Origin of the sequence: Microbulbifer sp. MLAF003 (assembly GCF_030012965.1) — a bacterium.
Taxonomy (GTDB): domain Bacteria; phylum Pseudomonadota; class Gammaproteobacteria; order Pseudomonadales; family Cellvibrionaceae; genus Microbulbifer; species Microbulbifer variabilis.
Genome location: NZ_CP120232.1, coordinates 1,758,271 through 1,777,765, shown reverse-complemented (window position 1 = coordinate 1,777,765; position 19,495 = coordinate 1,758,271). Strand labels below are relative to the sequence as shown.

The 19,495-nt window shown below is 49.5% G+C and carries 21 protein-coding genes and 2 tRNA genes; 17 read left to right on the top strand and 6 right to left on the bottom strand.

Translation table 11 applies throughout. From position 1 onward, the window contains the following. Positions 1-10: 10 nt before the first annotated feature. The 4 genes from P3339_RS08650 to P3339_RS08635 all read right to left on the bottom strand — a co-directional run bounded on the left by P3339_RS08650 (position 11) and on the right by P3339_RS08635 (position 3,216). Positions 11-1,732 (bottom strand): SulP family inorganic anion transporter, encoded by a 1,722-nt coding sequence (locus tag P3339_RS08650; RefSeq protein ID WP_282953070.1) that lies wholly within the window; start codon positions 1,730-1,732, stop codon positions 11-13. Positions 1,733-1,871: 139 nt separating this feature from the next. Then, the gene (locus P3339_RS08645) at positions 1,872-2,285 is read right to left on the bottom strand and encodes a protein tyrosine phosphatase family protein (protein ID WP_020413245.1); all 414 of its coding nucleotides are present in this window, start codon (positions 2,283-2,285) and stop codon (positions 1,872-1,874) included. A 53-nt stretch (positions 2,286-2,338) separates the two neighbouring features. Next, positions 2,339-3,103: an MBL fold metallo-hydrolase gene (locus tag P3339_RS08640; protein ID WP_282953069.1), complete on the bottom strand. Its 765-nt coding sequence runs from the start codon at positions 3,101-3,103 to the stop codon at positions 2,339-2,341. Then, entirely contained in the window at positions 3,046-3,216 is a 171-nt protein-coding gene (locus P3339_RS08635) for a hypothetical protein (RefSeq protein WP_282953068.1), read from the bottom strand. The genes P3339_RS08640 and P3339_RS08635 overlap by 58 nt, the downstream gene beginning before the upstream one ends. Before the next feature lie 98 nt (positions 3,217-3,314). On the opposite strand from P3339_RS08635, the gene P3339_RS08630 reads away from it, so the two are divergent. The 17 genes from P3339_RS08630 to P3339_RS08550 all read left to right on the top strand — a co-directional run bounded on the left by P3339_RS08630 (position 3,315) and on the right by P3339_RS08550 (position 17,363). Continuing rightward, positions 3,315-3,629 (top strand): ArsR/SmtB family transcription factor, encoded by a 315-nt coding sequence (locus P3339_RS08630; protein WP_282953067.1) that lies wholly within the window; start codon positions 3,315-3,317, stop codon positions 3,627-3,629. A gap of 4 nt (positions 3,630-3,633) precedes the next feature. Beyond that, entirely contained in the window at positions 3,634-3,864 is a 231-nt protein-coding gene (locus P3339_RS23795; RefSeq protein ID WP_282953066.1) for a YeeE/YedE family protein, read from the top strand. Beyond that, complete coding sequence (locus P3339_RS23790) at positions 3,789-4,064, top strand: YeeE/YedE family protein (protein ID WP_282953065.1); 276 nt, start codon at positions 3,789-3,791, stop codon at positions 4,062-4,064. The genes P3339_RS23795 and P3339_RS23790 overlap by 76 nt, the downstream gene beginning before the upstream one ends. An 8-nt stretch (positions 4,065-4,072) precedes the next feature. Next, entirely contained in the window at positions 4,073-4,510 is a 438-nt protein-coding gene (locus P3339_RS08615) for a YeeE/YedE family protein (protein ID WP_282953064.1), read from the top strand. 75 nt (positions 4,511-4,585) lie between these two features. Continuing rightward, positions 4,586-6,340: a SulP family inorganic anion transporter gene (locus P3339_RS08610; RefSeq protein ID WP_282953063.1), complete on the top strand. Its 1,755-nt coding sequence runs from the start codon at positions 4,586-4,588 to the stop codon at positions 6,338-6,340. A 74-nt stretch (positions 6,341-6,414) separates the two neighbouring features. Further along, a complete protein-coding gene (locus tag P3339_RS08605; RefSeq protein ID WP_282953062.1) occupies positions 6,415-6,909 on the top strand; it encodes a UvrD-helicase domain-containing protein in 495 nt (164 codons plus the stop codon). A gap of 17 nt (positions 6,910-6,926) precedes the next feature. Beyond that, on the top strand, positions 6,927-8,633 hold the full coding sequence (locus tag P3339_RS08600) for an ATP-dependent helicase (protein ID WP_282953061.1): 1,707 nt from the start codon (positions 6,927-6,929) through the stop codon (positions 8,631-8,633). 206 nt (positions 8,634-8,839) lie between these two features. Beyond that, positions 8,840-9,328: a DUF1993 family protein gene (locus P3339_RS08595; RefSeq protein ID WP_282953060.1), complete on the top strand. Its 489-nt coding sequence runs from the start codon at positions 8,840-8,842 to the stop codon at positions 9,326-9,328. A 262-nt stretch (positions 9,329-9,590) separates the two neighbouring features. After that, positions 9,591-9,667 (top strand) — tRNA-Arg (locus P3339_RS08590). A gap of 457 nt (positions 9,668-10,124) precedes the next feature. After that, complete coding sequence (locus P3339_RS08585) at positions 10,125-11,150, top strand: hypothetical protein (protein ID WP_282953059.1); 1,026 nt, start codon at positions 10,125-10,127, stop codon at positions 11,148-11,150. Positions 11,151-11,621: 471 nt separating this feature from the next. Then, positions 11,622-12,647 (top strand): serine-rich family protein, encoded by a 1,026-nt coding sequence (locus P3339_RS08580; RefSeq protein WP_282953058.1) that lies wholly within the window; start codon positions 11,622-11,624, stop codon positions 12,645-12,647. A gap of 206 nt (positions 12,648-12,853) precedes the next feature. Continuing rightward, positions 12,854-12,930, top strand: a tRNA-Arg gene (locus tag P3339_RS08575). A 276-nt stretch (positions 12,931-13,206) separates the two neighbouring features. Next, complete coding sequence (locus tag P3339_RS08570; RefSeq protein ID WP_282953057.1) at positions 13,207-14,199, top strand: right-handed parallel beta-helix repeat-containing protein; 993 nt, start codon at positions 13,207-13,209, stop codon at positions 14,197-14,199. Positions 14,200-14,301: 102 nt separating this feature from the next. Then, on the top strand, positions 14,302-14,730 hold the full coding sequence (locus tag P3339_RS08565) for a DUF2267 domain-containing protein (protein ID WP_282953056.1): 429 nt from the start codon (positions 14,302-14,304) through the stop codon (positions 14,728-14,730). A 147-nt stretch (positions 14,731-14,877) separates the two neighbouring features. Then, positions 14,878-15,870: a right-handed parallel beta-helix repeat-containing protein gene (locus tag P3339_RS08560; protein ID WP_282953055.1), complete on the top strand. Its 993-nt coding sequence runs from the start codon at positions 14,878-14,880 to the stop codon at positions 15,868-15,870. A gap of 339 nt (positions 15,871-16,209) precedes the next feature. Further along, positions 16,210-16,746, top strand: coding sequence for a patatin-like phospholipase family protein (locus P3339_RS08555; protein WP_282953054.1), 537 nt, complete (start codon positions 16,210-16,212; stop codon positions 16,744-16,746). Further along, on the top strand, positions 16,704-17,363 hold the full coding sequence (locus P3339_RS08550; RefSeq protein ID WP_282953053.1) for a patatin-like phospholipase domain-containing protein: 660 nt from the start codon (positions 16,704-16,706) through the stop codon (positions 17,361-17,363). Before P3339_RS08555 ends, P3339_RS08550 begins: the two co-directional genes overlap by 43 nt. 411 nt (positions 17,364-17,774) lie before the next feature. Here P3339_RS08550 and P3339_RS08545 read toward each other — a convergent pair whose 3' ends face one another. Together P3339_RS08545 and P3339_RS08540 are read right to left on the bottom strand one after the other, a co-directional pair. Further along, complete coding sequence (locus tag P3339_RS08545) at positions 17,775-19,028, bottom strand: Y-family DNA polymerase (protein WP_020413272.1); 1,254 nt, start codon at positions 19,026-19,028, stop codon at positions 17,775-17,777. Beyond that, the gene (locus P3339_RS08540) at positions 19,029-19,418 is read right to left on the bottom strand and encodes a LexA family protein (protein ID WP_282953052.1); all 390 of its coding nucleotides are present in this window, start codon (positions 19,416-19,418) and stop codon (positions 19,029-19,031) included. Positions 19,419-19,495 lie beyond the last annotated feature (77 nt).

Sequence of the window (19,495 nt, the reverse complement as noted above, 5' to 3'; positions counted from 1 at the left end):
ATAGTTAAGGTTAATATTCTACAACAGAAGAAAATGCTTGGTACTGACTCAAGAATACATCTCCAGATAACTTCTGCAGAAAACTACTCCTCTCCAGGCAATCCATCACTGGCCCCTTAACTTCCGACAGATGCAGTTGAATGTCTCTATCCAGTAGATTGCCATTGATAGACTCCAATACCTCCAAGGCACTCCAATCTATCTCATTCACCGCACTACACATCAATATCACATGCTTCACTTGAGGATTACTGGCGAGGCCTGCATAGATACGCTCTTCTAAAACGCCAATATTAGAGAAGATCAACCGCCCATCTACACGAAAGCTAAGAATCTCAGGAACAGTTTTTACCTGGTGCCTATGAATATTGCGGAAGTGCTCCGTCCCCTCCACCAGTCCAACTTCCGCAATATGCGGCTTGGAAGCTCGATAAATAAATAACAGCAGCGAAGCACCTACCCCGCAGGCAACGCCGGGCTCTACTCCGAACAGCAGTGTAACGGCGATGGTCAGGGTTACTGCTAGAAAGTCCGCCTTAGCAAAATGCCAGGTTTTACGCAGGATAGAAAAATCCACCAGCGAGAGAACTGCAACAATAATCGTAGCAGCCAGAGTGGTTTTGGGGAGATAGTAAAGAAACGGGGTTAATAAGAGTGCGGCCAGGGCAATGCCCACCGCGGTAAAGATGCTGGCGAATTGCGTTTGCGCACCGGCTGCGTCATTCACCACAGAGCGGGAGAAGCCTCCACTCACAGGAAATCCGCCAGAGAGACCAGCCCCCACATTGGCCATACCCAGGGCAACCAATTCCTGATTGGTATCAATTCTCTGCCTGCGCTTAGCCGCTAGGGTTTTGGCAACAGATACAGACTCCACATAGCCAATAATGGCGATCATTAATGCCGGCACCAGTAAAGTCTCAAGTAACGGCAACGATATTTTGGGCACGGTCAGCGATGGTAAACCTGCAGGAATAAGACCTACCAAGGCTACTTGCCGCACTTCAAAGTCCATCCAAAATGACAAACCAATCGTTGCCAACACCCCCAATACTGGAGCAGCTTTAGATAGGAGTTCGGCAGTGCCCGATGATAAACCAAAGGTTTTCAGCAGTGTTGCCCCATAAGCTCGAGCCCAATATAGAAACAGCACGACTCCCAAGCCGGTTATTAAAGCCAGGTTATTAACTGCACTTAAATTTTCCCATAGGGAGACAAGCAATTCGGGCGCAGTATCACCACTGGCAGATATACCCAGCAGATGCCGCAACTGGCTAAGTGCTATCAATAAGGCAGAGGCAGTGATAAAACCAGATATCACTGGGTGGGAGAGAAAGTTAGCGAGCATGCCAAGACGCAAAGCACCCAGTACTGCGAGGATAGCCCCAGATAAAAGCGCAAGAGCGGCAGCGGCACTCAGGTAGTCCACAGCACCTGACGCTGTAACTTCTCCTAATGCGGCAGCACTCATCAGGGAAACCACAGCAACCGGCCCCACCGATAGAGTATTGCTAGTGCCAAAAACACCGTAGACGATAAGGGGCACCATACTGGCATAGAGCCCTACTTCAGCTGGCAGACCGGCGAGTAGAGCGTAAGCAAGAGACTGTGGAATCAACAGTACTGTAACAATTGCTGCAGCCAAAAGATCCCGAATGAGGGTGTCCCGATCATAAAAAGTAAGGGTGTTGAGAATAGGAAACCATCTGGAAAACTGCTGCTTGGCCATCATTTACTGCTCACATTTTTCTCTATCCACGGCCCCCTTATACGCAGGACTCAAGAAAGATTAGAGACGGCACCAGGTTGTACCGCCATAGAGAATAGTTAATCACCAGCAGCCAGAATTGACTGCTGAAAAATATATGAGATTAAGGTTCGATTGTGACCAGTACTGCACTAATATCAAAACCCGCCCCTTGAGCCTGGGAGTGCAGTTGCTTTTTATCTGCACCCATCAGGATTTTGGCCCCCGCCCAAACCTGGCTGGAGCGGTTTCCGGTTCGGCAAAATGCATGCACTTTACTTCCCTCTTGCAGCACATTGCGAAAGGCCTCGCAGTGCTCTCGCATCATACGCCCACGGGTAAAGGGAATTGCCACAAACTTAATTCCAGCTTCTTCCGCTGCAAGCTTCATATCGGCATAGCTGGGATGCGCTTCACTCTCTCCTTCCGGGCAGTTACAAACCACAACCTGTATACCATTCTGCGCCAAGGGCGCCAAAGCGTCACAGGTGATATGTTCGGAAACGCTGACCTGGTCATCCAGTTTTTTAATGTTCATGTTCGCCTCAAAATTGATTTAATCCAATCCTCTGGGGACACTTTAACAAATGGCTAAAGCTGATTTAGCGGAACCTTTAAATAGACAGTACCATTGGATTCTGCCGGAGGCATTTGTCCCGCGCGGATATTTACCTGCACAGAGGGGATAATCAGCTTCGGCATATTCAGGCTGGCATCGCGCTTTTTGCGAATTTCTACAAACTCTTCTTCGCTGACACCATCGCGCAAGTGGATATTTTCCCGGCGCTGAATCCCTACGCTGGTTTCAAACTGGTAATCCCGCTTGCCTTTAGGTGGATAGTCATGGCACATAAACATGCGGGTTTCTTCTGGCAGGGACAATATCTTGCGTGCAGACTGATATAACTGTGTGGCATCACCGCCGGGAAAATCGCAGCGGGCGCTGCCCACATCCGGCATAAACAGGGTATCTCCCACAAACAGGGCGTCCCCGATTAACCAAACCATATCTGCCGGGGTGTGCCCAGGGCTGTACATCACTCGCGCTTCCAGCGCTCCCACCTTAAAGGTGTCGTCATCTTTAAAGAGATGATCAAACTGGCTGCCGTCTGCGAGGAACTCCCGTTCCAGGTTAAAGACATCGCGAAAGATTTTCTGCACCTGGCAAATCTGGTCACCGATAGCGATACGCCCACCCAGCTGCTCCCGCAGAAAGGGGGCCGCTGAAAGGTGATCCGCATGGGCGTGGGTTTCCAATATCCATTCCAGGGTCAGCCGCTTATCGCGAATAAACGACACTATCTCTTCTGCCCCCTGGCTACCGGTTCGCCCGGAGGCAACATCAAAGTTGAGCACAGCATCCACCACTGCGGCGGAGCCCCCTCCTTGTCGTATACCACATAGCTCCAGGTTTCTGTGTCCCGATCAAGGAACGGCTTTACCTGAGCGACTTGCTTCTCTTGGTGCATTTCATGCCCTCCAGCACTCACTATGCTATCAATATACATTCTGATAATATATAAAACAATATATTGTTATTTTGTAAATTGTTCACAGGCTCAGCGCTATGCCAGACCCCAATAATCTCGACTTCGACAAGATGCGCGAATCCGCCGGCCAGGCTGCGGCCATGCTGCGTTCGCTGGCCAATCAGGACCGCCTGATCCTGCTCTGCCAGCTGAGCCAGGAAGAACTAAATGTAGGCGAACTTGAAGAAAGGCTGGGAATTCGCCAACCCAGCCTGTCCCAACAGCTGGGTATTTTGCGCCGCGAAGGGCTGGTGGCCACCCGCCGCGAGGGCAAACACGTGTATTACCGGGTAGCTGACCAGCGAGTTCTCACCCTGCTGCAAACCCTATACCAACTTTATTGTGCGGAGTAGACCCATGACTATCGATTGGACGGCCTTTACCCCCACTACCGCTTTCGCTGGCGGTGCACTCATTGGGCTCGCAAGCGCCCTTTTACTGCTTTTCAATGGTCGCATTGCCGGTATTTCTGGAATTATTGGCGGCCTATTGGAAAGGGGGACAGGTATTGGTTGGCGTTTGGCATTTATTGCCGGGATGCTTATCGCCCCCTCTCCTGGCAACTTTTTTCTGCCCTACCCCCAATAAAAATTGATGCGGGTTACTCAACCCTGATTGTCGCCGGACTGTTAGTGGGGTTTGGCACCCGCTATGGCTCCGGCTGCACCAGCGGCCACGGTGTTTGCGGGCTGTCCCGCCTGTCTCTTCGCTCACTGGTTGCCACGCTGGTGTTTATGGGTGCGGGCTTTGCCACCGTATATGTTTTGCGCCACTTACTGGTAGCCTGATGGAGGGAATGACAGTGAAATCCAGAGTAATCGCACTAATGGCCGGATTGATTTTTGGACTGGGCCTGCTGCTCTCAGGCATGGCAAACCCGGAGAAAGTACTGGGATTCTTAGACCTGGCCGGTGCCTGGGACCCATCCCTGGCACTGGTGATGATCGGTGCAATTACCGTTGGGCTGCCAGCCTTTCAGCTAGTAAAGGGACGCAGCCGTTCTCTCCTTAAAGAGCCCCTGCAGCTACCTACCAGTGCCGATATTGATCGCCCCCTGGTAATCGGCGGCCTGCTGTTTGGCGTGGGCTGGGGGTTGGCAGGCTTTTGCCCTGGCCCAGCGATTGTGGCCACAGGTGCCGGCCAGGAAAAGGCCCTGGTTTTTACGCTGGCAATGCTCACCGGCATGGGTATTTTCCAGTTCGGCGCCCGTAAAACTGTCGCAGCCCAGAGCTAACCCCGCGCTTTAACCACTAGCGCAGCACAAGCCAACTATCTTGTTGAAGCAGGCCAATCTTCAGCAGGCAAGGGAATGCGAGCTCACCACCTTATCCCACCCTGGTTAAAGCGCTACCAGCCCAAGTGGCTGGTAGGCGATGCCGTGGGCGCGCTCCTGGCCAGCATGATGCTGATACCCCAGGCGCTGGCCTATGCAGCACTTGCCGGCCTGCCGCCTTACCTGGGCCTTTATGCTGGGCTACTACCCCTGGTTGGCTACGCAATATTTGGCTCAAGCTCTGTACTGTCCGTCGGTCCGGTAGCCGTTCTGGCTCTGATGACTGCCTCAGCCCTCACCCCCATCGCCACCCCAGGTAGCGAGGAATATATAAACGGCGCCATCCTCCTGGCCCTGCTCAGCGGGATCATTTTGCTAATAATGGGATTACTGGGCCTTGGCAGCCTGTCCAATTTATTGAGCCTGCCGGTGGTGGATGGCTTTGTCTCCGGCGCAGCAATATTGATTATGGTGGGGCAGATTGCACCGCTGCTGGGTATTCAGGGTGAGGGGCACACCGCTCTGGAGATTCTGGTAAGCACTCTCAGTAATTCCCCTATGACAGATCCGGAAGCCGCCTTGCTGGGAATTGTGGCCCTGGCCAGCCTGATTGCAGCGCGCCTGGGATTGCCATTTCTGTTGCGCAAAATGGGGGCCAGCCCACCGCGGGCAAAACTGCTCTCGCGACTGGCACCTATGCTGATCGTCCTGATATCGGTCCTGCTCACCACCATCTTTCATTGGGAAAAAGAGCTTCCGGTGGTTGGCGTGATTCCCGCGGGCTTACCGGCCCTAAAGGTGCCCTCTTTTAATCTGGGCATGGTTTACGAGCTACTGTTGCCGGCATTGATTATTGCCCTGCTCGGTTTTGTCGAGAGCCTCTCAGTAGCCCACAGTATTGCCCTGCGCCGGGGAGAAAAACTCAACCCCAACGCCGAGTTGCGCGGCCTCGGCACTTCGAATCTTTTCAGCGCTTTTTCCGGAGGCTTTGCAGTAACCGGCAGTTTTGCACGTACTGCCGTTAATGATGAAGCCGGCGCGAAAACCCCGCTCAGCGGGATTATTGCAGCGATAGTGATCGCACTGGTATTGCTGTATGCCACCAAGGTTTTTACCGAACTGCCGATCTGCGTACTGGCCGCCACAATAATAGTGGCGGCGGCAAACCTGATAGATGTCCGCGCAATGGCCCACCACTGGCGCTACGACCGCACCGACGGCCTTGCCATGGGCGGTACTTTCTTGGGGGTACTCTTGTTTGGGGTGGAGGCCGGGATTGGCCTGGGTGTAGGACTCTCTTTCGCTACCCTGATCTGGCGCACAAGCCGGCCTCATATTGCCGTGGTGGGACGGGTTCCCGGCACTGAGCAGTTTCGCAATGTGCTACGCCACACAGTGAAAACCCTGCCGGATATCCTCTTCCTGCGCATCGATGAGAACCTGTTCTTCAGCAATATCAGTGCAGTCGAAGAGCGTCTGTTGGTGGAGGTCAAGCGCCACCCCAACCTGCACGACCTGGTGCTGATTCTCTCTTCGGTCAACCGTATTGACAGCACTGCCATCGAGCGTCTGCAACAAATCAATCGCGACCTGCTGGAGCGTAATATCTGCCTGCACCTGGCAGAAGTGAAAGGGCCAGTACTGGACCGACTGGGGCGCTCCAAGCTATTGCAGGAGTTGAGCGGCAGGGTGTTCCTGTCCTCTTATATTGCTGAATTGGCCCTGCGCCACCATAAGATCGATGACGACAATCAAGCTGCCGGGCCCAACCCTCCCGCTGATCCTGCCTGAACCGAAATCCCCCATAAACTTGTAAGCGCCGGCCCTACACTGGCAAAATATCCAGTATTTGGGCGAAGCACACGATGGGCGGCAATACTCTCACCACTGAGCAACAGGCAATTGCAGATCACGCCGGTGGTCATGCCAAAATTATTGCCGTTGCCGGCTCTGGCAAAACCACTGCCCTGCTGCACTATGTGAAAAACCGTCTGGATGCCGGTATTTCTCCTGAGCGACTGCTGGTATTGATGTATAACCGTAGTGCGCGGGAAGATTTCGATCGCCGTATGCGGCACCTTGCGGATGGACCTATTCCCTCGGTACACACTTTCCATAGTATGGGCTACCGCTTATACCAACGCATGATCGCCAATGATCATATTGCTGCGGCCAATCTCACCCTCTCCCCCAATCCACTGTTCAACTGCAGATCTGGAAGGCGATTGAGGAATGTGCCCCCACCCACGAGCTGGAGGAAATCCGTGCGCGTAAGCAATCGGAGATCGAAGCTGCAGAATTTTTTATTGACTACACCAAGACCATTCTATCCGGGGACCTCAGCGCATTTCAGGAGCTGAAACTCGGCGATGAGTACATGTATTTCCTGCAGGTGTTTCGTACCTTCGAGACCTGGCGCCGTAGCCAAAATGCTGTTACTTACGCCGACCTGATTTACGATCCCGCCATGCTGCTCAGCCTCGATGAGCAGATGGCCGAACAATACGGTAGCTATTACGAAGATATCCTGGTGGATGAGTACCAGGATATCAACGAAATACAGCACTTTTTATTGCGCGTACTCTACGGAAAATCCGGCAACGTAATTGCCATTGGCGACCCGGACCAGACTATTTATGAATGGCGCGGCTCCAAGCCAGATTTCCTGCTCACATTTTTTGATGGCGATTTTCCGCCCTCAAATATTTATCACCTGAGCCGCACCTTCCGTTACGGCCACCAGCTATCCCTGGCGGCCAATCACTTTATCGAAAATAATCGCGAACGCGCCGATATATTCTGTGTTTCCGCCGATGAAGACCGGTATACAGAAATCGAACTGGTTAGAACCGATAAAGAAGGCCGCTGGCTGGTAGAGCATTTGCGCCGCTGCCAAAAGCATGGGCAGCCACTCAATGATATCGCCGTGCTAGTTCGCCTCTGGTCTATTGCGGCTCCCATTGAACTGGCATTGTTGGCCAACAATATTCCGTACAAATCTGCCAGCCGCAATACGGTGCTATCACGCCGCGAATTAAGGCCACTTTTTTGGAGTTTGAATATTGCCTCAGGCCGATTTGCCGAGCTGCCCGTCAAACGGCGTCAACAGGGGCTTTACGAGTGGCTAACTGCGCCCCATGTGCGTATTCCTCGCAAACTACTGGAGCCCATTTGCTCCTCCCTCGCCGCCCTGGATAAAGGCTGGGGCAAGCAGCTGGTACACCTGCTGCCGGAAGACCTGAGCAAGCCACAAACCAAACGCCTGCGCCAGCGCGCAGATCTGCTAACCCAAATTGAAAACTGGCGCGGCCATGCCGGTGAGCTGCTGCGAAGACATATCGGCGAACTGGAACTCCTCAGCGGAATTGCTGACGACGCCTTCACCCGCCAGCAGGGAGAAGAACGGCAGCAAACCATCCTCGCCTTCTGCCAATATTTGGACACACTCAAACAGCCGCCCATAGAAGCCCTTGCCCACCTTCAGGAGCTGCAGCGACAACACCGCGAAGGAGAGCAAACTGAGGCAGATGCCATCCAGATAACAACCATGCATCAGGCCAAGGGACTGGAGTGGGATCAGGTAATTATTCCCACTCTCACCCAGCACAATATGCCCTACCAGCCCCAACGGGATTTCAGCACCCCCGCCTCCCTGGAGAGTGAGCGCCGCCTGATGTATGTCGCCATAACCCGGGCAAAGTCAAAACTATTTCTGCTGGCACCGACAGAGGCAGCCAATAAAAAAGACCCCGAAGCCTCCCAGCCTTCACTGTTTATCAGTGAAATGCAACTTCCCCTGAGCAAGTTGATGGCGGATTCACTGCGTCAACGCTCTGAACAGATAGATACTGATATCCCTGTCTCCCGCCAGGCCCTCCACTACCTGGAAGCCTGTGATTACAACCCCAATATCAGCGCCCCACGTGCGCCCATACGCAAACCGGAACCCGGCGAGGGCCTACGCCACCGCAAACTCGGCCATGGACGGGTGCTGAAATGGGAAGACCAGCGAATTGAAATACTGTTTAGTGACGGCAAACCGCGGCGCTTTGACTGGGAGACTTTGGCTCAGTATTTAATGTAGTAAATGCGATAAAGAAAAATCTCTATATCTGGAGCTGGGATATAGTTTTGCATCGATACTTAATGGTTTAGCGGTGAAATGCCTATCACTGGTGAAAACCCATCAGTATCTTATTCAGATAACGAAAATGGATTTTTTTGCATCGGTGCCAGTTACGCATTTACTGAGCGTTAACTACTTCCCGACCAATTAACAGACAGATTTCTATGCAACCTCCCATTAAAAGCCTTCTTTGTCATCACCTCTCCCAATTACTTTTAATTACTAATAAAATTCCACAATCATTGTTCGGCAAGCAGCTTTCCCCGGATATGTTTTCCATGGGAGACAATGCAAAAATTGCAGCCAATTTTGCTTTGCGCGGATACTGCCCATTGGTTGGCCGGAAAGTTGTTTCATTCGATAAGAAAGGGGTTATAAAAGAGGATATTCAAGATACTATCCAGAGAACACTGGAGTACCTGGATACCTTACCCAAAGTAACGCAACTTGATACCAGCAGGATAATCACTGACAAAGCCGGTTTTATTGAGGTGCAGCTGCCCCAAATTGAGTTTATCTACCAATACATACTGCCAAACCTCCTATTCCATATCAGCCTGGTCTATGGGACCGCACGCGCCCATGGTGTTGCACTCAGTAAAGGGGACTTTGATGGTTACCATAGCTATCCAGCTGGCTTCAGCTTTGTCTGAACTGAGGACACGCCTCCCGGCCTAGCACAACACCCCACCACTGAATCCACCCTCTATGCATAAATACCGGTATTGACATGATCCGACCGACCCTTCTGAGCCAGACTCATTTCCTTGAAGTTGTGGCCGCTATCTCCCGCCCAGCCTCCAACATCCCTCGGATACCGGGCTTATAGAAGGTAAGGCAATGATTTATAACGACTTTTCTGTAAAAAAGTAGTTGACTTCGGCGAACACCCTCTATACTATCCGCACCCGTAACGCGCTCGTAGCTCAGCTGGATAGAGTACCTGGCTACGAACCAGGCGGTCGGAGGTTCGAATCCTCCCGAGCGCGCCATACACGAAAGCCCGCACCGAAAGGTTCGGGCTTTTTTGTTATCTGCCCTTAAGAGCCCTCGCCGACGCCCTCTCCCAAGCTGCATATAACGTAAACTTTTGTCCTAGTGATTTGGCACTTACCTCCCATGGCAACCTTGCCCCATATCAACAACACTTTCCCTGCACCGATTGACCTCATCAGGAAGTTGCGATAAGGATGGCTGCAACGGGGTTACCCATGGGTTTCCCGTGAGATAATTGACAGAGTGAAAACCTGGCCCGGCGATATTTGCAGTCCATCAGTAGTGCCGACTCCCTGCCTGTTTGGAGGTCTCCTCCGTAGTATTCAGCCATAACTCTTTTAGCTGTACTCACGTCTAACCCTTTACTTCCCCCAAAACTCCCACCCGAAGTGTATACGTCTCTCTGGTATCAATCACACGTTGCATAATCCACTGTAAGTAAGGGAGTACCCAATGAGACCGCAGCTTTTAGCCACTGCTATCGTATTCGCCATCGCCAGTACATCAATACTGGCAAACAACAACACCCGGGTAGTGAACCAGAACGGCACAGGAAATACTGCCTTAGGGGATCAATCCGACCCTACCAGTGAAGGCAATACAATGGTGCAAACGCAAAACGGGGACAACAACTTCTCCGATGCTGCACAATTTAACACTACCCTCAACAGTACTATTGTTCATACCCAGATTGGCGACAATAACTTCTCTAGCTTCCTGGAGCAGGAAGGGGCAAGTAATTCATCAATACAGCTGTTACAGAACGGGGATACTAACGAAGTATTTGCTGTTCAATTTCAAAGCCAAGACTCAAATATGAGTCTGATTCAGCAGGGCTCTGGCAATAGATCAAGTCAGGTTCAACAGTGGTCTGACCAATCCAACTCAACTGTTTTCCAGCTGGGAGACCTGAATATCTCTACGACTATTCAGGTGCTGAGCACGTCGAATATTGGCAATTATGTTCAGATTGGATCATCCAATATTGCACTTTTAAATACTGTCGAGGCTTCATTTAGCCAGTTCAATGTGCAGCAGGTTGGTATGCAAAATACTGCCACCACCGGAGGAGGCCCAATCAATTTTAACTCTATCAGTGTGTCTCAGTTCGGTGATGACAATGAGGGTAGCGGCGTACAAGGCTTTATCGACAATAGCACCATTGATGTCGTACAAATCGGTTCACAAAATGAAGCTTCAACCGGCCAGTCTTTTGGTGAATTCGCCAATACTGAGGTTCTCCAAAATGGTACGCTGAATATCGCATTCTCCAATGGTGCAGGATCCTTTATTCAGTCACTGACAACACAGTTCGGTCAACAAAACGATTCATTCCATCAACCTTTTGGAGATGGGCATATCGCAACCACGTTTCAAAGTGGCACGCTTAATACAGCAACCACCTTCCAAAACGGAGCCTCCCAGACTGCCAACATTACACAGCTTGGCAGTAGTAACACCGGCACTGTAAACCAGTAGCAGTATCAATACTTGCTAGTTACTTCTTGTCTCTAAGAGCGGGGGTGCTCTTGCAAAGAACGCCCCCGCCAAGTTAACTGTCTGTTATTCCTATGATATACGTGATAAAAAACCCTACACTTTATTCCTACTATTTTCCTACTTAACTCCCATAGTAAACCGGCTCAAAATCTACAACACTTTCAATGCACCGATTGACCTCATCAGGAAGTTGCGATAAGGATGGCTGCGCCGGGATAAGCATAGGCCTCCCGTGAGATAATTGTCAGAGTAATCGTGGATTACGGCTATTTGCAGTCTATTCGTGCCGGCGCCCAACCTGCTTGGTGAGAAGTCCCGAAACACCCAGCCTCAGTTCTGGAATTATCACTCACGCAGAGTCCTTCCCTGCCCCAGTTAACCGGCCATACATATGCAGCCTGTTGATTTCAGCCAAATTACTGTTGCCACCTACATCCAAGGGATCGCCTTATGAGACCAAAGCTTTTAGTCACGGCAGTTACGCTTATCACCGCCAGTATCCACGTGCTAGCAGGAAACAATACCTCTATTATTGAACAGATCGGTACAGGCAACATGGCCATGGCTGATCAAGCTGACCTCAGTACTCACAGCAGCACCATTTCACAAATACAAAATGGTAGTAATAATTTCTCAGACGCAACTCAATTTGGAACCACTTTAAATAGCACTATCAGTCACACACAAATAGGCAGCGGAAATAGCTCTCTCAATTTGGAACAGGAGAATGCCGTATCCTCCAATATGACTATTTTGCAGAGTGGCGATGGAAACATACTGTCAAATTTTCAGATTAATACCATCGGAACTACGGTGTCACAAACACTCTTCGGGGCCAATAATGGCACAAGCGCCACCCAAATTAATTCATCTAATGATACAGCCATTTCTTTGCAGCAGGGTGACTCCAACAATACAGCGCTCACCCAAATAGACAGTACTAATAACTTTATGAGTATGACCCAGGACGGCAGCAACAATAACGGGGTATCGATACAGATTCAAAGCTCCTTTGGTACCGTACTGATTTTACAAATCGGGGATCAAAATGAGAGTGGAATATCTCACAGTCTAAGCACTTCTGACTTTGCCAGCTCCACGCAATTTGGCACAGGGAATATGATAAGCCTTGGCCAAGGTGGAGGCAGCAACAATTTTGCTACTGTTGACCAGATTGGCGAGCAGAATTCAGTACAGGCTAATCAATTCGGTAGCTCCTTTAGTCAATTAAATATTAACCAGCAAGGTATGCTAAATACGCAAAATATTTTTCAGGCAGGTTCGCTAATTCGCTCATGGACCACCCAGAGTGGTATGGAAAATTCTGTTGTATCTAATCAGGGTGGTATGAGCCATACTTTAACCTCCCTGCAAAGCGGGAGCCTGAACAGCCTTACAGCCAATCAAAATGGTGTCTCACAACTTGCTAACGTGACCCAGCTGGGAGCAAACAATAGCGGTACGATCAATCAATAATCACCAAACAACCTGGCAAGTCTCGCATGAGCTTCAGGAAGCCCTACAGGGGGCTTCCTGCCTACCCTTCTTAGATAAGCTCCTTACAGTTTCCAAAGAAGACCGCATAAACAGGCCTCCAGGTCACTAAATGTCAAAATATGCATCTAGAATGAAGAAAATGCTTGACTCTATCTTTGCCTATCTATATTGTGCGCCTCCTCGACGCGCTCGTAGCTCAGCTGGATAGAGTACCTGGCTACGAACCAGGCGGTCGGAGGTTCGAATCCTCCCGAGCGCGCCATATTGAAAAGGCTTACGCTACTTGCGTAGGCCTTTTTTATTTCTTGCTTGTTAAATGTCCAGCGCTTCCGCTCCCGAGCGACGAAGTAATGTCCACCATTAATATTCTTGGCTTAACACCAATCTAAACTACTGCTTTTAAAAGCCCCATCTACATTTCTGATATAACCTCACCATTAACTCTTCCAAAAAAGTCTAACCTACCAAAGCACGTATCAGGCGATCCTCTTTTATAGTGACATCCGGAAAATCATAACCATCTGAAAGGGAAATCAACATGAAGATCAACATACTTAACCTGCCGAGAGAAATTCTAACTTTTTCATTAATTCTCTTAGCATCATTTGGCTCATCACAAGTATTTGCAGTAGAGTGCGGCGCCACCATTATAAAACCAAGAGTTCTCACACAGGACCTCAACTGCGAGCTAACTGCAGAGAACCCTGTAGCCTTAACTGTAATTGGGCCCTTCGGCAGCCTTATATTAGAAGATGCTGAAATTTCCTGTTCGATTCAGATTCCATTTGAGATGCAGTCTTTTGGCATAGTTCTGAAGGGGGCGAGTGCTAGTGTATCAGGAGGAAAGATCTCCGGCTGCGAGAATGGGATTTCTGCTGAAGACCACGGAACTCACTCTATTTCCAACATTGAAATTATTGATTTTGACCGGGATGGTATTCGCTTAGCCAGCGGAACCAATACTGTGACAAATGTAATGCTTACAGGGCTTGCAGGCTCCACCAATGCAGATGGCATTATGATAGCGGGAAGTAACAATAATATTAATAACTGCATGATTAGCGGTATTGGAGATGAGGGTATAGAAGTAGGTGGAAACTACAATAGTGTTACCTTCTGCCATATCTCTGGATTTAATGAAGAGGGTATTGAAATAATTGGGGACTATTCCAATATCGCCCAAAATGTTATCGAACACAACCTTGAAAATGGCATCAGGGTAAATGGCGATTTCGCCACAGTCGGGCAAAATGTTGTTAGGTCTAATGCCGAAATCGGAATTGAGATTGATAACACTGTGGGTAGCAGGATTACCCAGAATACCGTAATCGAAAATGGCTCTAATCTCTCAGAGGGGTTTGGTGGAATTGTGGTTACTGATGAGGCAGCAGCCGGAAATCAAATCATTGGGAATATTGTTTTTGACAATGAGCCATATGACTTGTCTGACCTCTTTGATCCAGACTGCACCGGAACCAACATTTGGGAAGGAAATCGGTTTGGAAGCGCCAATCCAGGCTGCTTGAATTAACGGCGTCACCGCTTGATTCTTACCGGGAAAAAGGATTCAATTCCTATTTCCCGGTACAACCCTCACATTAAGTTAACGATTCATACTTCTGGGTATAAGAATTTGCCTGTTCCTGCAGAATATCAGCGCTCCCGAGATAAATTTTATGAATATCTTATCGATGCACGAAATCAAGCCAACTTATGGAGCACTCATGTTACTTTCACAATGACCCAGGGTGTCTTTCAGGTGTTCCGTCGCCGCCTTTCCCTGGAGGATGCCATCAGGTTCTCCCAAGCACTCCCCCCATGCCTGCGATCCCTCTTTGTGGAACAATGGGATGTCACAGAAAAGCAAAAGCCATTTGAAGATTTACAAACTATGACACAGGAAGTCAGGAACCTTCGCCCGGATCATAACTTTTCTACCGACAACGCAATCAAGGACGTTGCCTGGGCATTGAGAAAACATGTTGATGAAACAGTCTTCGATCGAGTACTGGATACTTTGCCCCCAGAGGCAAAAGCATTTTGGTCGATCGACAATAGATAAAATACCTTCCGCTAATATAACTATTCCAAATAACCCAAACTTCATACACCTTACCAAAGGTCAATATACGGTTACTCACGCAAATAGATCACTAATGGCTATGCTTTAAATATTTAAATCACTTGCCCTTTTGGAAAGGAGTTCCAGATGAAAGGTTATGGCTTCAACTTAGGAAACGCCATAAAAAGTGTCGCGGTACTCATTGCTGGATCGCTATTTTCCCTCCACGTATTCGCGGTTAGCTGTGGCGACACTATAACTTCGCCAACTACATTAACAGGTAATCTAAATTGCGAGCTCAGCCAGGCAACTCCAGTTGCACTTACCGTGCAGGGCCCTGCCGGCATTCTTAATATGAATGGGTTCGCAATTAACTGCTCCACACTAGATCCCGTCGCCACAGAGTTTACAGCTGTCGAATTACAAGGTACCGCTGCAAGAGTCAGCAATGGCACACTTAATAATTGCCTCAATGGCGTCGTAGCCATGGGCGATGGCTTCCATCAGATCAGCAATATGACGATGACAGATGTTATTAGGAATGGAGTCCTATTATTTAGCGACGGTAATATTTTGCTTGACACTTCCATCACCGGAGTCGCCGGTTCCACTGTTTCAGATGGTGTAGAGGTGTTGGGAAATGACAATATAGTCTCCGGGTGCACCATCTTAGGCGATGGTGACGAAGGCGTTGAAATACTTGGCCTGCGCAATACGCTGACATTTAGTTATGTGGCGGGGTTTAGTGAAGACGGTTTAGAGCTGGACGGAGATCATATCATTGTTGCGCAAAATACCTTTGAAAATAATGGTCAAACCGGAGTAATCATCAATGGTAACTTTGCCACAGTTACCCAAAATACTGTGACCGGTAATGGCCAGATTGGTATTAATATCAGCGGCGGGAATGGTGGTAAAATTAGCACGAACTTCGTAACAAACAACGGCTCTAATGCCTCCCCCAACTATGGTGGTATCGTCCTGACTGACCCAAATAGCTCCAACTACCAGATTCTTGGCAACATTTTATCTGGCAATCAGCAATTTGACCTGATTGATCTGTTTGATCCAAACTGCACCGGAAGTAATCGTTGGCTGGGAAATCAGTTTGAATCCGCCAACCCCATGTGTCTACGCTAAAGACTGAATCCTCTTCGTTTGTTATAGTGGGGAAAGTCCGCTTTCCCCTTTTCTTTGCTCTCTCTAACCTCTTACAAACTACCGCTCCCTGGCTATTTAGCGCCATTCTTACCAATACCCACATTATCACTATCCACTTTTTTAGCGTAAAGAATAACCTCCGCACTCCACATAAAATACTTAACTGCTACCGCACAGCTGGCTTATATTTATCATCTATCATTGTTTAGCGTCACTACTCGAGAATACTATTTAAGCACTGGCAGGAACCCGATGAAATGACCCTGAATTGCAACCTCCACGGCTGGAGCTTTTATCCTTAGCTGCAATGAAAAAATCATGGCCAAAAAAGTACTCATCAGTCTATTAATTTTAGTCGCCCTCTATATCACGATTGCATATATCTACAATACCCGATTCACTCAGACGGCTATATTTGAAAGAACCTCCGTGACTGAAGAGTTCATAAAAAGCACGGCAGATATCGAAAAAAAAGACACTATCAATATTCTCATTATTGAAGGTGGCGGAGTTCGCGGCCTCATTCCACTTTATATAATCCAGTACTTGGAGTCCCGCCTTGGTAAACCTGTTAGTGAGCTATTCGATGTTTTTAGCGGGGTTTCTACCGGAGCGGCAATTGCCACCGGGGTTAATGTTCCATTTAAATCTCTCCTTGAATACCGTGGCGGAGACCTGTCAGCCACTGAATACATGATAAAGGTCTATCGGGAGGATACCGATTATGTATTTTCCTCTCCGTGGTATCATAAGATACTCACTGCAGGAGGACTTTTTCCCCTTCTTTTCTCGGGGACCGTTTACACGAGACCTTGGCGAAGCACTACTCAAAACACCTTCCATTTACTGATTTAAAAAACTACGTCATTATTCCCGCCCTGGATGTACACAGTGGAAAAATCCACCTTTTTAAAAACCGAGGAACTTCTGTCACCGACCTACCAACCAATACCACTTACCAATTGGTTACAGCTTCTGTCAGTGCAGAGACGGCCTTCCCACCAGTAATTTTCAGGGCTCCGGATGGGGAGACAAGACACCGATTTTTCGCCGATGCGGGTATGGCTATCAACAACCCAACCAGCCTGATTTTGTTGGATATCATTAACGAATTCCCCGGGAAAAATTACTATTTACTGATCCTGGGTGCTGGCAATCCACCTCTTGCGGGGGCGAAAATCAGTTATGACCAAATAAAAAACTGGGGGCGTTTACGCTGGCTGAGAGATGCCTTCTCTAATATTCAATTGTCCATGGATCACCAGCAGGTTTTTACACTGGAAATTGCCAAGTCTCTCTCATCCAAGGGGCGCATCGAATATGATTTTCTGGATATAGATATTGCAGAACCTTTTGTAGGCATCTTTGACGCCGGCTCCAAAGGGCACCTGAGAGCCTATGCTGACCAGCTAATTGAAGAAAATCGCCCGGCTTTAGAGAGAATTATTAAGCATTTGGAACAGCAAAATTAGTGCACCGGTCTCGTAATACCTTTCTGCTATCGTTCTTCCAGACGCTAAAGGCAGGGTTAAACTAAAGATTGAAATAGCGGCACGAGCTTAGCGTTAATTCTACCTGCTGCTGTCTTCTACTCGCTGTCAACCTTAATCATGAAGGCGTTAATATTTTGTACTATTGGAATTGGAAGCTTTCCCTCGGGCCTTTTCCAACAACAGGGTTAGTGCAAACTTTATCACCGCATTAACTTGCCCAGCATGATTTCTGCCAAACAATTGGCAAACCATTAGGTCCTCAGACCCGCCTTCTGTTTTCACTGTAACGCCCCACTAAATACCACCCCCACAGCAATCAAGAACTGCAATATGAATGGAACACCCGATATACATACCGCAAATACAGACCTTAATGCTGCTGCCTGCCCTTTAAATATTAACTACCGGCAGAGCTTCGAAACGCGTTGTGTAGGCCGGTGAGCGATAGGCCTGCCGCATCTTCCACTGCTTTTGCACACCCTCAGCACCTAAAAACAAAGTGCCACTGCCAAAGCGCTGATTAACCCGGTCCAGTGTCTGCATCATCATACCAGCACGGGCCGGCTGCCCGATGGCGAATAGATCACCCTGCCCCAAAGTCTTGGGTACCAACTCAACCAGCCCCACCCCAGCTTTCATAAAACGGTGTCCCGGACGATAGAGTTCCCTTATGGCCCCCTTCGCCAAACTGGCAATCAAGCGGGTGTCATCCGTAGGGTAAGGACATCGCACCACGGTGCTGCGGCTGTAATAGTTGGGCTCATGCGGGGATGTATGCAGAAACAGGTGAATCGCTGTTACCAGGTATTCCTGCGCACGCAATTTCTCTGCCGCCCGACTCGCATAGAGTGTAATAGCCTGTAACAGGGGCGGCAGCTCGGTGAGCTTTTCCCCAAATGAGCGGGTGCAATAAATCTGCTTCTTGGGCGCGGGCTGCTCTTCCAGGCTGAAACAGGGAGAGCCATTCAACTCCTCGATAGTTCGCTCAATATTAATATTGGTACGCCTGCGTAAAATTTTGGGGTTGGCCTGCCCCAGGTCATAGGCAGTTACAATGCCAAATTCCCCTAACCGTTGGGCCAAGCGCCGACCAACTCCCCACACCTTGTCAACTGGTATGCGTCTCTGCAGCCATTGCCAACGTTGCGGGCCATCCAAGACACAGACCCCATCGCATTTGGGAATCTTCTTCGCCGCTCTGTTCGCCAACTTGGCCAGGGTTTTACTGGGGGCAATTCCAACTCCCACCGGCATGCGTACATCCCGCCACAGGGTTCGACGTATTCCCTGCCCGTACTCGACCCAGTCCTCCCGCAGGCCTTGCAGATTGAGGAACATCTCATCAATACTGTACACCTCCACCTCTGGGCTAAAGTCCCGCAAGGTTGTCATGACTCTGTGAGAGATATCACCATAGAGAGGGTAGTTACTGGAAAAAATGGCAACATCATGATGCCGCAGCAAATGTTCAATCTTGAAGAAAGGTTCCAAATCACCGATACCCAGCAATTTGGCCTCTTTGGAACGCGCTACCACAAAGCCATCGTTATTTGATAACACCACCACTGGCCTACCCCGCAGGTCCGGCCGAAAAATCTGTTCACAGCTGGCGTAGCAACTGTTGCAATCCACCAATGCCAGCATTCAGCAAGATCGATGGTAGCGAATAGATGCCTTTACCACCCCTTCCACAACGAGTTCCTGCCCCTCCCTGATAGATATCGGAGGGTAGCGATCATTGGCGGAGAGCAGGCGCCCCCGGTAGCGGTCCAGGACCTTGCAGGCGAGCTGTCCATCCAGGGCAACTACCACAACATCCCCCTGAGCCGGCTCCAGTGAGCGGTCTACTATCAGGAGATCCCGGTCAAAGATTCCCAGGCCCTGCATGGAGTCCCCATTGGCACGCGCCATAAAAGTGGCAGCGGGCCGGGTAATAAGGTGTTGGTCGAGGCTTAGTGAATCCTCCCTGTGGTCATCCGCGGGAGAGGGGAAGCCTGCTGCAACACCATGGCTGTATAAAGGGGTCAGTTTCATTAGGGAACACCAATACTGTATATAAATACAGTTTAGAGGCTGAAAAGTGACACCGGCAAGAGAATTAAGTGACCACA

What these genes read in the sequence shown, in the direction of transcription:
- P3339_RS08650 (WP_282953070.1), bottom strand. Translation starts at nt 1,732, where the DNA reads ATGATGGCCAAGCAGCAGTTTTCCAGATGGTTTCCTATTCTCAACACC.
- P3339_RS08645 (WP_020413245.1), bottom strand. Translation starts at nt 2,285, where the DNA reads ATGAACATTAAAAAACTGGATGACCAGGTCAGCGTTTCCGAACATATC.
- P3339_RS08635 (WP_282953068.1), bottom strand. Translation starts at nt 3,216, where the DNA reads ATGCACCAAGAGAAGCAAGTCGCTCAGGTAAAGCCGTTCCTTGATCGG.
- P3339_RS08630 (WP_282953067.1), top strand. Translation starts at nt 3,315, where the DNA reads ATGCCAGACCCCAATAATCTCGACTTCGACAAGATGCGCGAATCCGCC.
- P3339_RS23795 (WP_282953066.1), top strand. Translation starts at nt 3,634, where the DNA reads ATGACTATCGATTGGACGGCCTTTACCCCCACTACCGCTTTCGCTGGC.
- P3339_RS08615 (WP_282953064.1), top strand. Translation starts at nt 4,073, where the DNA reads ATGACAGTGAAATCCAGAGTAATCGCACTAATGGCCGGATTGATTTTT.
- P3339_RS08610 (WP_282953063.1), top strand. Translation starts at nt 4,586, where the DNA reads ATGCGAGCTCACCACCTTATCCCACCCTGGTTAAAGCGCTACCAGCCC.
- P3339_RS08605 (WP_282953062.1), top strand. Translation starts at nt 6,415, where the DNA reads ATGGGCGGCAATACTCTCACCACTGAGCAACAGGCAATTGCAGATCAC.
- P3339_RS08600 (WP_282953061.1), top strand. Translation starts at nt 6,927, where the DNA reads ATGTATTTCCTGCAGGTGTTTCGTACCTTCGAGACCTGGCGCCGTAGC.
- P3339_RS08595 (WP_282953060.1), top strand. Translation starts at nt 8,840, where the DNA reads ATGCAACCTCCCATTAAAAGCCTTCTTTGTCATCACCTCTCCCAATTA.
- P3339_RS08585 (WP_282953059.1), top strand. Translation starts at nt 10,125, where the DNA reads ATGAGACCGCAGCTTTTAGCCACTGCTATCGTATTCGCCATCGCCAGT.
- P3339_RS08580 (WP_282953058.1), top strand. Translation starts at nt 11,622, where the DNA reads ATGAGACCAAAGCTTTTAGTCACGGCAGTTACGCTTATCACCGCCAGT.
- P3339_RS08570 (WP_282953057.1), top strand. Translation starts at nt 13,207, where the DNA reads ATGAAGATCAACATACTTAACCTGCCGAGAGAAATTCTAACTTTTTCA.
- P3339_RS08560 (WP_282953055.1), top strand. Translation starts at nt 14,878, where the DNA reads ATGAAAGGTTATGGCTTCAACTTAGGAAACGCCATAAAAAGTGTCGCG.
- P3339_RS08555 (WP_282953054.1), top strand. Translation starts at nt 16,210, where the DNA reads ATGGCCAAAAAAGTACTCATCAGTCTATTAATTTTAGTCGCCCTCTAT.
- P3339_RS08545 (WP_020413272.1), bottom strand. Translation starts at nt 19,028, where the DNA reads ATGCTGGCATTGGTGGATTGCAACAGTTGCTACGCCAGCTGTGAACAG.
- P3339_RS08540 (WP_282953052.1), bottom strand. Translation starts at nt 19,418, where the DNA reads ATGAAACTGACCCCTTTATACAGCCATGGTGTTGCAGCAGGCTTCCCC.